Origin of the sequence: Photobacterium piscicola, assembly GCF_046058925.1 — a bacterium.
Classification (GTDB): domain Bacteria; phylum Pseudomonadota; class Gammaproteobacteria; order Enterobacterales; family Vibrionaceae; genus Photobacterium; species Photobacterium piscicola.
The window spans coordinates 2,817,927-2,833,014 of record NZ_CP175534.1 but is presented as its reverse complement, the minus strand read 5'-3'; the positions used below and the strand labels follow the sequence as shown (position 1 = coordinate 2,833,014).

At 37.2% G+C, this 15,088-nt stretch carries 15 protein-coding genes and 1 pseudogene; 7 read left to right on the top strand and 9 right to left on the bottom strand.

Annotated features, from left to right (window positions below):
• Positions 1 to 492: 492 nt before the first annotated feature.
• From ahpF to ACJZU6_RS13395, 4 genes are all read right to left on the bottom strand, one after another.
• Positions 493 to 2,073 carry an alkyl hydroperoxide reductase subunit F gene (gene ahpF, locus ACJZU6_RS13410; RefSeq protein WP_408900424.1) on the bottom strand — a complete coding sequence of 527 codons (1,581 nt, stop codon included), beginning with the start codon at positions 2,071 to 2,073 and terminating at the stop codon, positions 493 to 495.
• 253 nt (positions 2,074 to 2,326) lie between these two features.
• Positions 2,327 to 2,884 (bottom strand): alkyl hydroperoxide reductase subunit C, encoded by a 558-nt coding sequence (gene ahpC, locus ACJZU6_RS13405; protein ID WP_080158421.1) that lies wholly within the window; start codon positions 2,882 to 2,884, stop codon positions 2,327 to 2,329.
• 278 nt (positions 2,885 to 3,162) lie between these two features.
• Complete coding sequence (locus tag ACJZU6_RS13400; protein ID WP_107276705.1) at positions 3,163 to 3,579, bottom strand: universal stress protein; 417 nt, start codon at positions 3,577 to 3,579, stop codon at positions 3,163 to 3,165.
• Complete coding sequence (locus ACJZU6_RS13395) at positions 3,572 to 4,108, bottom strand: HPP family protein (RefSeq protein ID WP_080158419.1); 537 nt, start codon at positions 4,106 to 4,108, stop codon at positions 3,572 to 3,574. The genes ACJZU6_RS13400 and ACJZU6_RS13395 overlap by 8 nt, the downstream gene beginning before the upstream one ends.
• A 217-nt stretch (positions 4,109 to 4,325) precedes the next feature.
• Between ACJZU6_RS13395 and ACJZU6_RS13390 the strand changes: the two genes are divergently transcribed.
• Positions 4,326 to 4,703, top strand: a complete 378-nt coding sequence (locus ACJZU6_RS13390) for a hypothetical protein (protein ID WP_408900423.1) — start codon at positions 4,326 to 4,328, stop codon at positions 4,701 to 4,703.
• A 599-nt stretch (positions 4,704 to 5,302) separates the two neighbouring features.
• Here the strand turns inward: ACJZU6_RS13390 and ACJZU6_RS13385 are convergent.
• Genes ACJZU6_RS13385 through ACJZU6_RS13375 form a run of 3 tightly spaced genes read right to left on the bottom strand, consistent with a single transcriptional unit; the run spans position 5,303 to position 6,312 of the window.
• Entirely contained in the window at positions 5,303 to 5,995 is a 693-nt protein-coding gene (locus ACJZU6_RS13385) for a hypothetical protein (protein WP_408900422.1), read from the bottom strand.
• Between the two features lie 59 nt (positions 5,996 to 6,054).
• Positions 6,055 to 6,189 (bottom strand): hypothetical protein, encoded by a 135-nt coding sequence (locus ACJZU6_RS13380; protein ID WP_258179316.1) that lies wholly within the window; start codon positions 6,187 to 6,189, stop codon positions 6,055 to 6,057.
• Between the two features lie 3 nt (positions 6,190 to 6,192).
• The gene (locus ACJZU6_RS13375; RefSeq protein WP_045032638.1) at positions 6,193 to 6,312 is read right to left on the bottom strand and encodes a hypothetical protein; all 120 of its coding nucleotides are present in this window, start codon (positions 6,310 to 6,312) and stop codon (positions 6,193 to 6,195) included.
• 378 nt (positions 6,313 to 6,690) lie between these two features.
• Here ACJZU6_RS13375 and ACJZU6_RS13370 point away from each other — a divergent pair.
• The 6 genes and pseudogenes from ACJZU6_RS13370 to ACJZU6_RS13345 all read left to right on the top strand — a co-directional run bounded on the left by ACJZU6_RS13370 (position 6,691) and on the right by ACJZU6_RS13345 (position 13,980).
• A pseudogene (locus ACJZU6_RS13370) lies at positions 6,691 to 7,259 on the top strand (recombinase family protein).
• A gap of 157 nt (positions 7,260 to 7,416) precedes the next feature.
• A complete protein-coding gene (locus ACJZU6_RS13365) occupies positions 7,417 to 9,153 on the top strand; it encodes a type I restriction-modification system subunit M (protein WP_408900421.1) in 1,737 nt (578 codons plus the stop codon).
• Positions 9,146 to 10,432: a restriction endonuclease subunit S gene (locus ACJZU6_RS13360; protein ID WP_408900420.1), complete on the top strand. Its 1,287-nt coding sequence runs from the start codon at positions 9,146 to 9,148 to the stop codon at positions 10,430 to 10,432. The genes ACJZU6_RS13365 and ACJZU6_RS13360 overlap by 8 nt, the downstream gene beginning before the upstream one ends.
• Before the next feature lie 128 nt (positions 10,433 to 10,560).
• Positions 10,561 to 11,865 (top strand): AAA family ATPase, encoded by a 1,305-nt coding sequence (locus ACJZU6_RS13355; RefSeq protein ID WP_408900419.1) that lies wholly within the window; start codon positions 10,561 to 10,563, stop codon positions 11,863 to 11,865.
• Between the two features lie 4 nt (positions 11,866 to 11,869).
• Positions 11,870 to 12,607 (top strand): HNH endonuclease, encoded by a 738-nt coding sequence (locus ACJZU6_RS13350; protein ID WP_232570162.1) that lies wholly within the window; start codon positions 11,870 to 11,872, stop codon positions 12,605 to 12,607.
• A gap of 95 nt (positions 12,608 to 12,702) precedes the next feature.
• Positions 12,703 to 13,980 carry a hypothetical protein gene (locus ACJZU6_RS13345; protein ID WP_408900418.1) on the top strand — a complete coding sequence of 426 codons (1,278 nt, stop codon included), beginning with the start codon at positions 12,703 to 12,705 and terminating at the stop codon, positions 13,978 to 13,980.
• Between the two features lie 40 nt (positions 13,981 to 14,020).
• On the opposite strand, the gene ACJZU6_RS13340 is transcribed toward ACJZU6_RS13345, so the two are convergent.
• Together ACJZU6_RS13340 and ACJZU6_RS13335 are read right to left on the bottom strand one after the other, a co-directional pair.
• Positions 14,021 to 14,809, bottom strand: coding sequence for a tRNA(His) guanylyltransferase Thg1 family protein (locus ACJZU6_RS13340; protein WP_408900417.1), 789 nt, complete (start codon positions 14,807 to 14,809; stop codon positions 14,021 to 14,023).
• 66 nt (positions 14,810 to 14,875) lie between these two features.
• Entirely contained in the window at positions 14,876 to 15,001 is a 126-nt protein-coding gene (locus tag ACJZU6_RS13335) for a hypothetical protein (protein WP_408900416.1), read from the bottom strand.
• Between the last annotated feature and the right edge of the window lie 87 nt (positions 15,002 to 15,088).

Genomic DNA, 15,088 nt, shown 5'->3' with positions numbered 1-15,088 from the left:
GTATTGTTATAAAGGTTTGATTTTAAATGTTTTAAAAGTAAACTCTAAAGTGTTAAAAAATATGATAGCATATGTTTTTTTATTTTTGTAAATTGGGATTTAATTTGTAAAATAACCAATGTAATTGATAGTTAAGTCAATAATAAAATGAAGTAGTTTTTATGGGTATTAATTTTATTATTGATGCATTACAGAATAATACGAGTTTGAGGAATGTTAAATATAGTATTATATGCGCAATAGGCATGTAAGCGGTGAGTTTGAATATAATATAAGATTATGAATCTTGTTGTTCTATATAAAGGATAATAAGACGAATTATCGATAAACTATTTATAATAAAAATCATTCCTCGTTCTTTTTTATAAATAAGGCTTATATCTTGTTTCATTAGTGAGGATTATTACTGTGTTTAGAGAGATAAAAAGCAAAAAGGCCTATTCTTTAAGAACAGGCCTTTACTATTATTTTCTTATTGTATAAATAAAAGAATTATTTAGCAGTTGGTGCTGGAGTACGAATTAAGTAATCAAATGCACCTAAACTTGCTTTTGCACCTTCACCCATCGCAATGATGATTTGCTTGAAAGGCACAGTTGTCACGTCACCCGCAGCAAAGATGCCATTAACGTTAGTATTACCGTGAGCACCAATTTCGATTTCACCACGTGGTGTTAAGGCAACGGCTGACTCTTTTAGCCATTCAGTGTTTGGCACTAAACCAATCTGAACAAAGATACCTGCAAGTTCAATGTGTTTGATTTCATCAGTGTTACGATCTTTGTAGCTAATACCCGTTACGCGAGTACCATCGCCAACCACTTCTGTGGTTTGTGCCATTTTAATAATGTCGATATTCGGCATGCTTTCTGCTTTGTTGATCAACACTTGGTCAGCACGTAGGGTGTCAGCAAATTCAAGCACCGTAACATGCTCAACAATACCTGCAAGGTCAATTGCCGCTTCAATACCTGAGTTACCACCACCGATAACCGCAGTACGTTTACCTTTGAATAATGGACCATCACAGTGAGGGCAGTAAGCCACACCTTTGTTACGGTATTCTTGCTCACCAGGGACGTTCATTTCACGCCAGCGAGCACCTGTACTGATGATCACGCTGCGAGATTTTAAAATTGCGCCACTTTCTAAATAAATGTGGGCATAACCATCATCAGTATCTGTTGCAGCAACGATATTCTTAACACGTTGTTCGCTCATGATATCAACGTTATATTGTTTTACATGCTCTTCTAAGCTTGCCGCTAAATGAGGGCCCGTTGTTTCTTTAACAGAAATGAAGTTCTCGATAGACATGGTATCCATTACTTGGCCACCAAAGCGCTCGGCAACAACACCAGTACGAATACCTTTACGTGCAGCATAGATAGCAGCTGATGCGCCAGCAGGACCACCACCAACGACTAATACGTCAAATGGGGCTTTATCATTAAGGCTTGCTGCTGCTTTTTTAGCGGCGCCTGTGTCTAGCTTATTTAAAATTTCAGTTAGCGACATGCGGCCTTGACCAAAGACTTCACCGTTTACATAAACAGTCGGTACCGCCATGATATTACGTTCAGTGACTTCAGCTTGGAAAGCTGCGCCATCAATCATGCTTGCTTTAATACGTGGGTTAATCGCTGCCATCATGTTGAATGCTTGCACAACGTCAGGACAGTTTTGGCAAGAAAGTGAAATGAAGGTTTCAACAACGATGTCTTGATCTAATGCTGCAATTTGATCGATAACTGGTTGTTCTAGTTTCATTGGGTGACCACCGCTGTGCAGTAGTGCTAATACCAATGAAGTAAATTCGTGTCCCATTGGCAGACCAGCAAAGCTCATTGAGGTCTGTTTGGTTGGGTTAACCACTTGCATTACAGGTTTGCGTACGCTGGCATTACTGTCTTCAATAACACTCACTTTATCGTTTAGTTCTGCAATTTCGTAAGCTAATTCATGCAGTTTTTGTGCAGTGTCACTATCATCTAAACTTAATACCAGTTGTACATCTGTTTTTAAATTTTCTAAATACGCTTGTAGCTGCTGCTTCATATTTTGTTCTAACATAATCTTGCCTTTTTAATTTGTTCACGGCTTAACAGTAGATAATCAATGCGGGTCTACTGTAATACGACATATTGCCTATATAAAAAGGCGTAAATATGTTTGAAGGTCTTCTAATTAATAAGGCACCAAACATGCGATATATGTTTGATGCCTTATTACTTTTAAATAAATGATTTACTTAAAAGCAGGATGAACAATATTTATTTCAGATTCGGCGTCAAAAATGAATATTGTCATCAAAGGTTAAATAGGATTAGATCTTACCAACTAGGTCTAGAGAAGGTGTTAGTGTTGCTTCGCCTTCTTTCCATTTTGCAGGACAAACTTCACCTGGGTGTGCTGCAACATATTGTGCTGCTTTCACTTTACGCATTAGGTCTTCAGCTTCACGGCCAATACCTTCTGCAGTGATTTCCATTGCTTGGATAACACCTTGTGGGTCGATTAGGAAAGTAGCGCGGTCTGCAAGACCTTGACCTTCACGCATAACGTTGAAGTTATTAGTGATGTTACCGGTTTGGTCGCCTACCATGAAGTAGTTGATTTTACCGATTGTGTCAGAGCTGTCGTGCCATGCTTTGTGAGTGAAGTGAGTATCAGTTGATACAGAGAATACTTCAACACCGCGAGATTGTAGATCTGCGTAATGGTCAGCTAGGTCGCCAAGCTCAGTTGGACATACGAAAGTAAAGTCAGCTGGGTAGAAGAAGAATACTGCCCACTTACCTAAAACATCTTTTTCAGTGATGTCTACGAATTTGCCTTCTTTGTATGCTGTAGCGCTAAATGGCTTGATTTCAGTGTTAATCATAATATGGAATCCTTTTGAAAATAATTTTAATTTTTTATGCTGTAGTGCAAATCAAATCTCTGAGGCCATTATTGTCAAAACAGGGATATTAAGGAAATCGTTAAAGCCGATACATTCAATAGCCAAAACCTATTATTGATAAAGGTGTGTTTTAAAGGGGAGGTGATGATTAGTAACAGCGGTAGTTAGGTATGAATAATAAATGAAGTGATTCGGTTAATGAAAAGGTCCTATTTGACCATCAAATAAGACCTTTAATAGAGGTAATACGCTTACCATCAAGACAAACTTAAAAAATCATGGTGAGTCGCTAATTTTATGAGAAGCGCATTTTTAGATAAAAAACTAAAATAATGGTGAGAGTTAGCCATCACCACTAAATCAACCTCTAAATTTGTCGCTAATCGTTCAATAGCCATACCCACAGGTCCATTAACAATATAAACATGATCTCTATTTAAGGTCGTGTCTGTAATTAACGCCTGTATTTTTGTTTCTAGCTCGGCTTTTTCTGTATTAACAATACCATCCCCAACTTTATTTCCTAAATAGGCATCATCAGAAAATAGTTGTTCATCAAGGTTGGTTGCATAACCGACAAACAGTTCTGCATTAAGTTGATCAGCTAAAGCCATCGCTTTGAGAAGATAGGGCTTAGAATCGATATCTAGCGCATACAATACTTTTTTATACATCTTTGCCTTCTTTAGGTTTATTAACCCATGCATATTCTAGACGAGAGACTAACGCATGGTACAACAGTGCAATGAGAACAATGATGCAGCTACCTGCAAAAATGGGATAAAACGCAAACAGAATGCTGGTATGGGCACCTAACATGATCAATAACGGGTTTCCGCCTGCGGGTGGGTGGGTAACATTGAGCATGATCATCATGAAAATCCCCACACCTACAGCCAGCCCAAGAGACCAAAACGTTACCGGTAAAAGATTGGCAAAGATAATGCCGATGATCGCTGTTGTTAAGTGACCGAATACGACATTTTTAGGATGGGCTAAAGGACTTTGTGGTAAACCAAAGACCAACACCATGGTGGCGCCAAACGGTGCGACTAATAAATAGTCACCCTTAGCAACGCCATCGACAAAGGCAAGAATACCAATACATAATGCAGATCCTGCTGCGGCAACTAACGCAATCATCCATAGTTTATGAGCTGGGTGGGTGATCTTATAATGGATCCCCTTTTGCATATTATCCATTCGTAATACTTACTTATTAGTTCAATTTATTAATATTATATGCCAATTATAGTTAAATGAGCGGGTTATTAATGCCTCATAAGTATTATCTAAGAATGCGGTGATGATAGTTATTTGCTTCTCAGCAAGAGTTTTTATCTTCAATGGCTATTGAGATAGTATTTTTTGAGAAAAACCTCATAATCGTGTAATACAAAACTTAAAGAAGAAATGACTCATGACTAGCTTTCAATATTACTTTCATAAACTGCCTTGTTATAAATGCAACAAAAATACAGTAAACGCAGATCTTGGTTGGTTAACACCAGCAATGAAAGAAGAGGTTGTCGCACAAGTAACAGCGATGATCGCACAAGGCAATGTTGATCCAGAATTGTTGGTGAACGTGACTTGTACTAAAGATGAAGCGCGTGATTACTTATTATTAAACTTCTATGGTTACTCAGAAGAAGCACTAGCAAATCAAGTGAAAGCAGAAGATGAGCAAGAAGTAGCAGAAGAAATCGCAGAGCTACTAGCTGATGATAGCAAGACCGCTGTGTTTGAACACGAAATCGTATTACAAAGTTGTACTGATTGCGGCATTGATGAGTAGTCACTCAATGTAATCATTAAACCACCATGTGCGCTATACGTAACATGATGGTTTATTTAAGGCGCTAGCAATGTAGATTTGCTGGCGTTTTTTTTATTTTAATAGTTAAACCTTTGACTTTAATTCGCTCAATTCTCTTAATAATACAACTTTAACGTTGTATTTGTTATTCAATATTCTTTTATATCAATCAAAGATTTTATGGCAAATGAGGTCGCACACTATTTTCGTATGACCTTTTTAGGTTTGTGGTAAGTGATTGCTTTTGTACCATGACTCATGGCGGATTGTTTTAGTATTAAACTGTTTGCTAAATGCAAAAAAGCCAGACGATAAGTCATAAAGACAAATGGTCTGGCTTTACCCACCCCTATCCCATATTACTAAGGATTATTTCGGCTACTTGGCTCACCGTTTTCACCTAGCCAGTGGCAAATCACTTAGTACCGGAAATGCTTTAACACGACCTAACACCATTTAGGCAATTAGGTGGTGTGGCTTATTGCCTTCGCATTTATTGTAAAGTTGTGTGTCCAACTTCATGTAGGAGATCAGCTCTCCTCGGGCTATTTGGGTTCGGTTATTATCAGCATATCTACTTAAAGATCAACTATATCATTGATAGTGTATCCATTTTTAAGTAACAATTGTCTGATTATGTACTTAAGATAAAGTGCATCATTACGTATATTTCTGGCTAACTTATTTTCTGAATGACAGAATGTATTCACAATATAATCTATGGTATCCACAAGTTCTTGCGGTGATAAATTTTTATGTGTTTTTACTAAATACCAGTTGGCTTGTTCATTATTGCTTATTTTCTTATTTTTTAATAACTTATCAATATTTGAACCATCATCATCTAAGCCTACTTTTTTTTGTTCTAATAGATGAAAAACACTACCTAAATTAAGTATGACAAACTTACAAACTCCAACTTTTCCTATTGGTTTCGATCTGCTATTTCTGTAGTTTAAGGTGTGAGTTAAGAGTATTTCACCCTCTATTTTATAATAAATAAATTCATATGGGTTTTCTGTTTGGTTATAAAAAAGATGTTCCATCTTTCGCTTCAATAGGTGTCCAAATTCATTGATGAAAAACTGTACTTGGCGCTCAGTTGCCAGTGCTTTTCCATTACGCCAACGTGATACTACAGCGATTGATTTTGAGCTCAAACCTGATTTTACTGCAATCTCTTGATTTGTATAACCATTTTCGATAGCTAGTTTGATTAACTGTTTTGTATAGCGATACGTTTTTTTTGTGTTTTCTTTTTGTTCTGTCATTGTCTTACTAACCATTGAAAATGGCTGGTAGATTGATTTTATATCCACCAGCGAAGTACTTAATTATCTAGATAATCATCATTATTTGGATTATGTGCATCAGCCCAATCATCCATATCAGCATCATTATTAGGGTTGTTGATATCAGACCAAATATCTAGTTCATCTTGAGTCATATCGGATGAGTCTGGCATAGCTTACTCCTTATCTTTTAATTGGCGGCTACGGTTATCTAAAACTTTTTGATAAGTTTTATTCGTGCCTGTTGTTCCTTTGTTTTTATTTGCTTGATCTGCTTTGTGATTGTTATTGCTCATAATGTGTTATCTCATTCGTTTCGTTGAGGTAACTATATGACTATAAAGAATAAACATTAAGTGATGAGATGGTGATAGATCAGTGATATTTAGTGATTATCAGTGATACACAATCAACTGACTAAAAAACAAGCAATAAAAAGACTATAGGTAAGTGCCTATAGCCTTAAATATTATGATGTCAGGGTTTATTACTGTCCCTTCAACATATCAAACACTACCCGAGCAAAGCCTTTCGCCAGTTCTGGGTTGGATAGGTATTACATCATCACTTCTTGATGTGACTCATTACTATCCATTACCGCATCATCAATCGCTTTAAACAATACACTGAATACCTCCGTTTATTGATACCAATTTGGAGGGGGTTTAACGAAGATGCGTACTTTTGCTTATTGTCGAGTATCAACAACAGAACAAACAACACAAAACCAAATTATTGCCATTCGTCAAAAAGGTTATGACGTTTCTGATTCACGGGTAGTAAGTGAAACGGTTTCAGGCTCAGTGGAAGCAATGAAGCGAGAGCAATTTAAATGCTGATTAATCACCAAATGGAAACGGGTGATATGTTAGTTGTTTTAAAATTAGACCGTTTGGGGCGTGATAATATTGATGTACAAAATACGATTAATTTATTAACCCCAAAAGGGGTTAAGGTCGTTTGTTTAGATTTGCCTGTAGCTGATTTATCAAGTGCAGAAGGAAAGCTTATGCTACAAATGTTTGCAGCCTTTGCTGAGTTTGAACGTAATCGAATAAGGGAACGTACTAAAGAAGGAATTGAACGGGCAAAAGTTCAAGGAAAGGAACTTGGTAGACCAGAAGCCCGTAATACGACCATAGCAGTACAAGCTAAAAAAGCTGGTGGATTATCACAAAGTAAAACTGCACAAGAACTTGGATTAGGGATAGCAACAGTAAAAAGACATTGGAATAAGGTGTAGTCCTAATGATGTTATTTTTATATAAAGTACTTATCTTCCACTATGCGACAGTGACTTCATTTTCCTCATTGTTGAATGAGTCCCCTCCCTGTAAAATCCTGTTCAATCTTAGGGCGCTGTGTCTTCCTTGTGCCACCAGCCATTAAAAAGAAGTGCTATGACAAATCATTTATCTCTCCAACAGCTTGAATCGTTCCTGTGGGAAGCGGCTGATATCCTGCGCGGCAACATGGATGCCTCTGAATTTAAAGATTACATCTTCGGTATGATGTTCTTAAAGCGCCTGTCTGATGCGTTTGAAGAAGAACAAGAAAAGGTTATTCAGCATTACCTTGATAGCGGTAAAACCCAAGCTCAAGCAGAAGAACTTGCGCAAGATGAAGATGAGTATGATGATACTTTCTTCATGCCAGTCAACGCACGTTGGGGCGTTCTGAAAGATTTAAAGCATGATATTGGCGCTACATTAAACAAAGCCACAGAAGAGATTGAAGAGTGTAATCCAAGCCTTGAAGGGGTACTGGTCACTATCGACTTCAACATCAAAAATAAACTGTCTGATAAGAAACTACGTGATTTGTTATCGCACTTTAGCCAACACCGCCTGCGCAATAGCGATTTTGAACGCCCAGATTTATTAGGTACGGCTTACGAATATCTGATCAAGATGTTTGCCGATAGTGCAGGTAAAAAAGGTGGTGAATTCTATACCCCATCTGAAGTGGTACAACTGCTGGTGGCATTGTTAAAGCCTCATGCGGGAATGCGTATTTATGATCCAACAACAGGCTCAGGCGGTATGTTGATTCAAATGCGTAACTACCTTGCAAAACAGGGTGAGAATGCATCGAACTTGTCGCTATACGGACAAGAGATGAACCTAAACACATGGGCTATTTGTAAGATGAATATGTTCTTACATGGCGTACTCAATGCTGACATTCGTAAAGGTGATACCTTACGTGAGCCTCAGCATACCCAAGCGGGTGAGTTAATGTGTTTTGACCGTGTTATTGCGAACCCACCATTCTCTTTGAAAAAGTGGGGTAAAGAGGAATGTGATAACGATGGCTTTGGTCGTTTCCCTTACGGCACACCACCGAAAGATGCGGGTGATTTAGCGTTCGTACAACACATGATTGCCAGTACTAATGCCGAGGGCATGGTAGGCGTTGTTATGCCGCATGGTGTGTTATTCCGTGGTGCGAGTGAAAAAGCCGTTCGTCAGGGCATACTAGAAGATGACTTACTGGAAGCGGTGATCGGTTTACCATCAGGCTTATTCTACGGTACGGGTATTCCAGCGTGTATGTTGATCATTAATAAGAACAAACCAAGTGATCGTAAAGGTAAAGTACTGTTCATTAATGGTGAGTTAGAGTTTCAAGAAGGTAAAAATCAGAACAAACTGCGTGAACAAGACATTACTAAGATTGTTACTACCTTCAATAACTTTGAAGACATCAAGCGTTACTCAAAAGTGGTGCCTTACTCTGAAATTGCCGACAACGACTTTAACTTAAATATTCGTCGTTACGCTGACACCTCGCCACCAGCAGAAATCTTTGATGTTCGTGCGCTACTTCATGGTGGTGTACCTGTACGTGAAGTGCAAGATGCTTACATTGCAGAAGAAATTCTAAACGGTTTTGATGTATCAACAGTGTTTGATCGTAAAGATGATGCTTACTTTGTATTTAAAGCTGAGATCGAGCGTAAAGAGCAGATCCGTACTGTGGTTGAAGCGGTTAGCGATGAAGTTGATACCAAGGTAATAAGCCAATTAGAACGCTGGTGGGATAAATACCAAGTTTCGCTTCATGAGTTGGATATAGAAGTCACAGAAGCTGAACAAGTGATGCATTGTTACTTGAAGGAGTTGGGGTATGAGTAACCTACTGCCTAATGATTGGGAAATCACGACATTAGAAAAAAATTCGCAGCTAATTACTGATGGTTCTCATTTTTCGCCCATAACATCGGAGTGTGGTTTTCCAATAGCTACAGTTCAGAATATGGCAGATCGTGAGATAAATGTTAGTTCATGCAGAAAAATTTCGAAAATGGACTTTGATAATTTAGTAAAAGGAAATTGCTCGCCTGAATATGATGACGTTCTTTTTTCTAAAGATGGAACTATTGGTAAAACCTTTGTTTATAAACAGAAACAAAAGATAGTTCTTTTATCTTCTATTGCTATTATAAGATTGAAAAAAAATCAAATAAACCCAGATTACTGTACGCAATACTTACAATCTTCTTTATTTTATTCTCAATTAGAGAATGCAAAATCAGGTTCAGCTATTCGACGTGTTGTTTTAAAGGATATTAAGCAACTTGAATTGCCAATGCCACCACTACATGAGCAACAAAAAATTGCAGCGATTCTGACGTCTGTTGATGATGTGATTGAAAAAACACAGGTACAAATCAATAAACTGAAAGACTTAAAAACAGGCATGATGCAAGAGCTGTTAACCCGTGGTGTCGGTATTGATGGAAAGCCGCATACTGAGTTTAAGGATTCACCTGTAGGGCGTATTCCTAAGGGGTGGAATGTTTGGACATTAGACGACATGTCTGAAAAACGTAAGCCAGTATTAAAAACAGGCCCTTTTGGTTCTTCTTTAAAATCTAGTGACTTTAAAGAGAAAGGAGTTCCTGTAATTAATATTCAGAATCTTGGCGTAGGTAAATTAGAAACAAAAAATATTTATTTTGTTACTAATGAAAAAGCTAGAGAATTGAGTGGCTACAGTGTTTCCGAAGGAGACTTGGTTTTTTCGCGAGTGGCAGATGTAGGCCGTTCAGTTGTAATTCCTAAAGAAGCCATTGGTTGGATTATGTCCTCTAATCTAATGAGAATATCAACAGATAAAAGTAAGGTTGATTCTAAGTATCTAATGTATCAACTTGTTAATGGGCCATCTGTTACCTTGCAATTAAGTCAAATGGTATCTGATGGTGGGCGCCAAGTTGTAACCGGACCTACAATTAAACAATTACAATTTCCAATATCAAGTATCACTGAACAAAAGATGATTGTGAATAAGATAGATTCTATTGATTATTATTTAAATGAGAAAGTAAAGAAAGTAGCCCAGTTAAACGCTATTAAAAAAGCCCTAATGCAAGATCTACTAACAGGCAAAGTCCGTGTTGAAGTAGAGTAATAATGTCCATTTATTATCGTTCGGCATGCATTGCATGTCGAATTTTATCGCTTAATCCAACTGACTATGATGTTTTATTTCCGTTAAGATAAATAAAATTAAATTAAATGTAATATATTGAGAATCATATGAGACTAAATCAACTATCAGTGACTAATTTTCGCTGTTACAGCCAAGAGACATTTAACTTTCATCCTCAATTCAATTTAATTGTAGGTCAAAATGCGTCAGGTAAAACAGCAGTGCTTGATGCTGCATCTGTAGCGATAGCCAGTTGGCTAATTGGTTTTAAAAAAACGAAAGATAAAAAAAACCTAGAAAAGACGGATGCAACTCTTACCTATGTTGAGCGTGAAGGTGAGGCACAGTTTATTGAAGCATGGCCTGTTGCAATATCAGCGGCAGGAAGCGTTAATAACAATGATATTTCTTGGGAGCGTTCAAAAGAATCACCAACAGGTAATACTCGCTATGGTAATGCAGGGGAACTGACGGCTTTAGCTAGGCAATGTGATCAGCAATTATCTGAAGAAATCCCCCTACCACTGATTAGCTATTACGGCACGATGCGTTTATGGCAAGATCCAAGAGCAGCAAAATCAAGTCGCAATAAAAAAACGCCTATATTTTCAGACAATGTTAAACCATCGCGATTAGATGCTTATAATCACAGCGTAGACCCTCGTATAGCATCAAAAGAGCTTGTTTCATGGTTTGCGAAGCAAGAGTGGCAAGCATTCCAGTTAGGGCAAGAACCAATGATGCTAACTGTCGTTCGTAATGCTGTACTTAACTGTATTGAAAATGCGAGTTATTTACGTTTTGACCCGAAAAGAGGAGAGTTACTCTTAACATTTAAAGATGGTAAGCGACAACCCTTTAATATGTTAAGTGATGGTCAACGTTGCGTGTTAGCTTTAGTCGCTGATATTGCACAAAAAGCAGCAATTCTAAATCCACATTTTGGTGAGCAAGTCTTAGAGCTTACTGAAGGTGTTGTACTTATTGATGAATTGGATCTTCATTTACATCCTCGTTGGCAACGACATATTATCGAAGATTTACGGATTATATTTCCAAAGATTCAGTTTATCTGTACAACGCATTCACCATTTCTAATTCAATCACTACGCTCTAATGAAGAATTGATTATGCTTGATGGCTTAGCACCTGCTCAATTAGCTAATAAGACTTTGTCAGATATAGCCGTGGGAGTGATGGATGTTAACTCTCCAGATACTAGTAGTCGTTATGCTGAAATGAAAGGTGTAGCAACTGAGTACTTGAAGACACTTGATGAAGCTAAATCTGCGCCAGAGGATAAGCTTCAACAATTCAAAGATAGATTGGCTGAATCTATAGCTCCTTATGATGATAACCCCGCATTTCAAGCATTCTTAGAGATGCAACGTGTTGTTCAGTTAGGGGAGTAAAGCTATGCGGCCAATTAGACGAGCAGCCTCTCCAATAGATTCTGACTATGATGACTATACTAAGGCAAAACCAGCATTAATAGGTCGATTGGGGAGTTATTGCTCATACTGTGAACGACCAATAAAAACTAATTTAGCAGTTGAACATATTCAACCTAAAGCTGGTGATGATGGACACCCTGAATTAATTGGTAGATGGACGAACTTTCTTTTGGCTTGTGTTAATTGTAATTCGACTAAGAAAGATAAAAAGGTCGATTTAGATAAACTATTAATACCAGATAGAGATAATACTTTTAGGGCTTTTCAATATACTGAAGATGGAAAAATTTCGGTTTCTACTAGATTAACTTCTCCAGAAAGTAGTTATGCTCAAGCATCTTTAGAACTGGTTGGTCTTGATAAGAAAATGCTCAGAGCCCTTGATGCAAATGGAGTACAAGTTGAGATTGACCGTGTTTCTCAAAGGATGCAAGCATGGGTAAAAGCTCAAACTGCTGAAACAATGATTCAACAGCAACCTCAAAACAATTTGCTAAAAGATATGGCTATTGGCTGGGCAATTTCGGAAGGTTTTTTTAGTATCTGGCTTACAGTATTTGCTAATTGTCCTAATATGAAACTTAGACTGATACGTGCATTTAAAGGAACCGAAGAAAGTGGTTGTTTTGATATGGAAACGGGCTCTCCAATTACTCCTGCTCCGAACCCTGATGATTTATCATTAGGGGGCAAGGTCTAGCTTTATTTTAATACCTTATTATTGTTAAACACCTTCACATGATGAAGGTGTTTTTGTTTCTGTACCCGCAAATATTTCAAGGTTATGTTGTGACAATGGACAATACACAATCAGATGAGCAACTGCTCGAAGAGAAGATAAAACAAGAAGCCCAACGCATTACTAAAGATAATAAATTTAAAATTGAAGAAGGGCATAAAAATCACTTTCTACCACCAGTCAAAGAAATCTATGCCTTTTTAAATATCAAACATGATGCCAAAACATTGCATCAGCTAATGCGCCAGCAAGATGCATCTATACCCAAAATATCACCTAGCTCGTTAGATAACATACATCGACATGGTGTAGGTAAAAGTATATTTTTAAGGTTTACCGAAGTGATGAAGATGTCATCTAAAGTACTTATTAATTTCATGCTTCCTAATAAGTACCCGTTGCTAGATAGAGCTTTAGCCGTTAACTCGAATGCATCTGGTTGGTTGGGGTTATTATTGATGTATCAAGAGATGCAAAATAATCCTAACGTTAATCAACAAGAATTATTGCACTATAAAAAGTTGGTGGATTTTGTTAGTCAACGTTGCGAGCAAGAAATTGTATTTTATGAAGCGTGTAAAAAGAAACATTATGCTGGCGAGATTAATTTAACGGATCAACAAGCATACTGGGAAACAGAATTACATCCATTTTATCAGCAGTACACTCAATTAAATGAAGCTGTTTTTATTTCTTTTAATAAAATATTGCAGGGCGTAGATGTACAGGCTTTGACGAAGAGCCAAAAGCTAGAATGGATTGAAAATGCATATAAACTTGAATTTGATTTTCTGCTGAATTGCATTGCTTGTTATGACATTGGCTATGTAGATGCTGATAATAAACCTGTTCATAGTGCCATTTGCAGAATCATTGAACGTTATACTCAACCAGATAATACTGAAACGTGTTTTCATTCTTGTTGGGAAGTCATTCGGTGTATTTTAGATGAAAACGATATTGTCGTGAGTAACCGACAATTGGCCTCGTTTATTCCAATTAATCAAAAAGAAGACACAGTAGAAACATTAAAAGATGCTCAATACAATGTGCTGAAGAAATGGTTTAAGCAACAAGATCTCCCTTCAGCAGAGAAGCTACGCTCTTTTATTGATGCTTTTTCTGAATCCATTAATTTTGATTGGAGCAACCATCTTTTATTACTGTCAAAAATGGCACTTGGCATTGATGCATTGTTAATAGAAAAAACCAAAAAAGTAGAGTGTGATTTTGGTACAGATATTGATGTTACTGCAATTTGGAAGCGGGTTTTTAGCCAATATACTCAATATTATCAGTATCATTGCCACCAGCACTTTTTATTAAAAGAATAATCAGGTTGTACGCTTCATAAGCGTACAACCTCATGTATGTTTATTGGTTCACATCCGCTAAATAGTTTTCAAATTTATCGATGCTGTTGCTGTAAAGTTCAATGAGCTTTGCTAATGACTTATTTTTTAGTGGCTTTAATTTTTTATCGTCATCAATGCAAGGAATAAACACGGTACAGCTTTTTTTCATTGTCTCTATATTAAGGTTTAATTCTTGATATTTTGCTTGATAGTAGGCGAGGTTATTGTGGTTGTTCTCATTGTAAAGTTCATTGTCAGACACACCATTTAAGCGCAGCTCTTTTCCCATAGTATTACGATAATAAATAGCCGTGCGGTAAGCGATATAGTCTTTTACTTGTTGTTTGTCTTTTAAGATTAGAGGCTTGCCATCAAATGCGCCGTATATTGTGTGCTCTGATTCTAAACTGTGTTGTATGCCTTCTTTGGTAAAGAGAAAGCTGAGTGTTGATGCTAATGTTGTTACTATTTTTAATATACGGTCATCGTAGTAGTTATCATGTGTATTTAAAATAAAAGAAACTTCATCTGATGCAATGAATACTGCGAGAAATATTTGTTGAGCATTCGTTGGGCTTTTACGGTGTAGACGGTAATAAGTTTGCTGTACTGCTTTTGTCAGTATCATTTTGAATTTTTTATTTACAATATCGTTTTTCAAATAAATTCGACTAAGGTTAATGCCATCTAAACGTACAACTAAATACTGATTTTTAGGTGTTGTTGCTACTATGGTTGATTCATTCTCAATGTCTTTAAAGCGCTTATGTTGGGCACAAAGATCGTTGATCAAATTAATATCTTTCATTGGTGTTCCATTCTTATTTTTTTATGTAGCGATACAGCGATGTATCGCTACATATTAATCTTAGATTTATTCGCCATCTTCTAATTGAGCTTGCCAGTCATCAGGGCGCTCATCTTCCCCACGACTTTGCCAATAAGCATCATGCTCTGGGTCTAGTTGGCATGAGCGATTATCTAAGTCATGTTGGTCCATTATCTTATTCCTCTTGTTTGTAATATCAATGCGCCATTAGTTGGCGGTGGTGATAATGCCAAATTACAAAGGAGCCCAGGAGGGGGG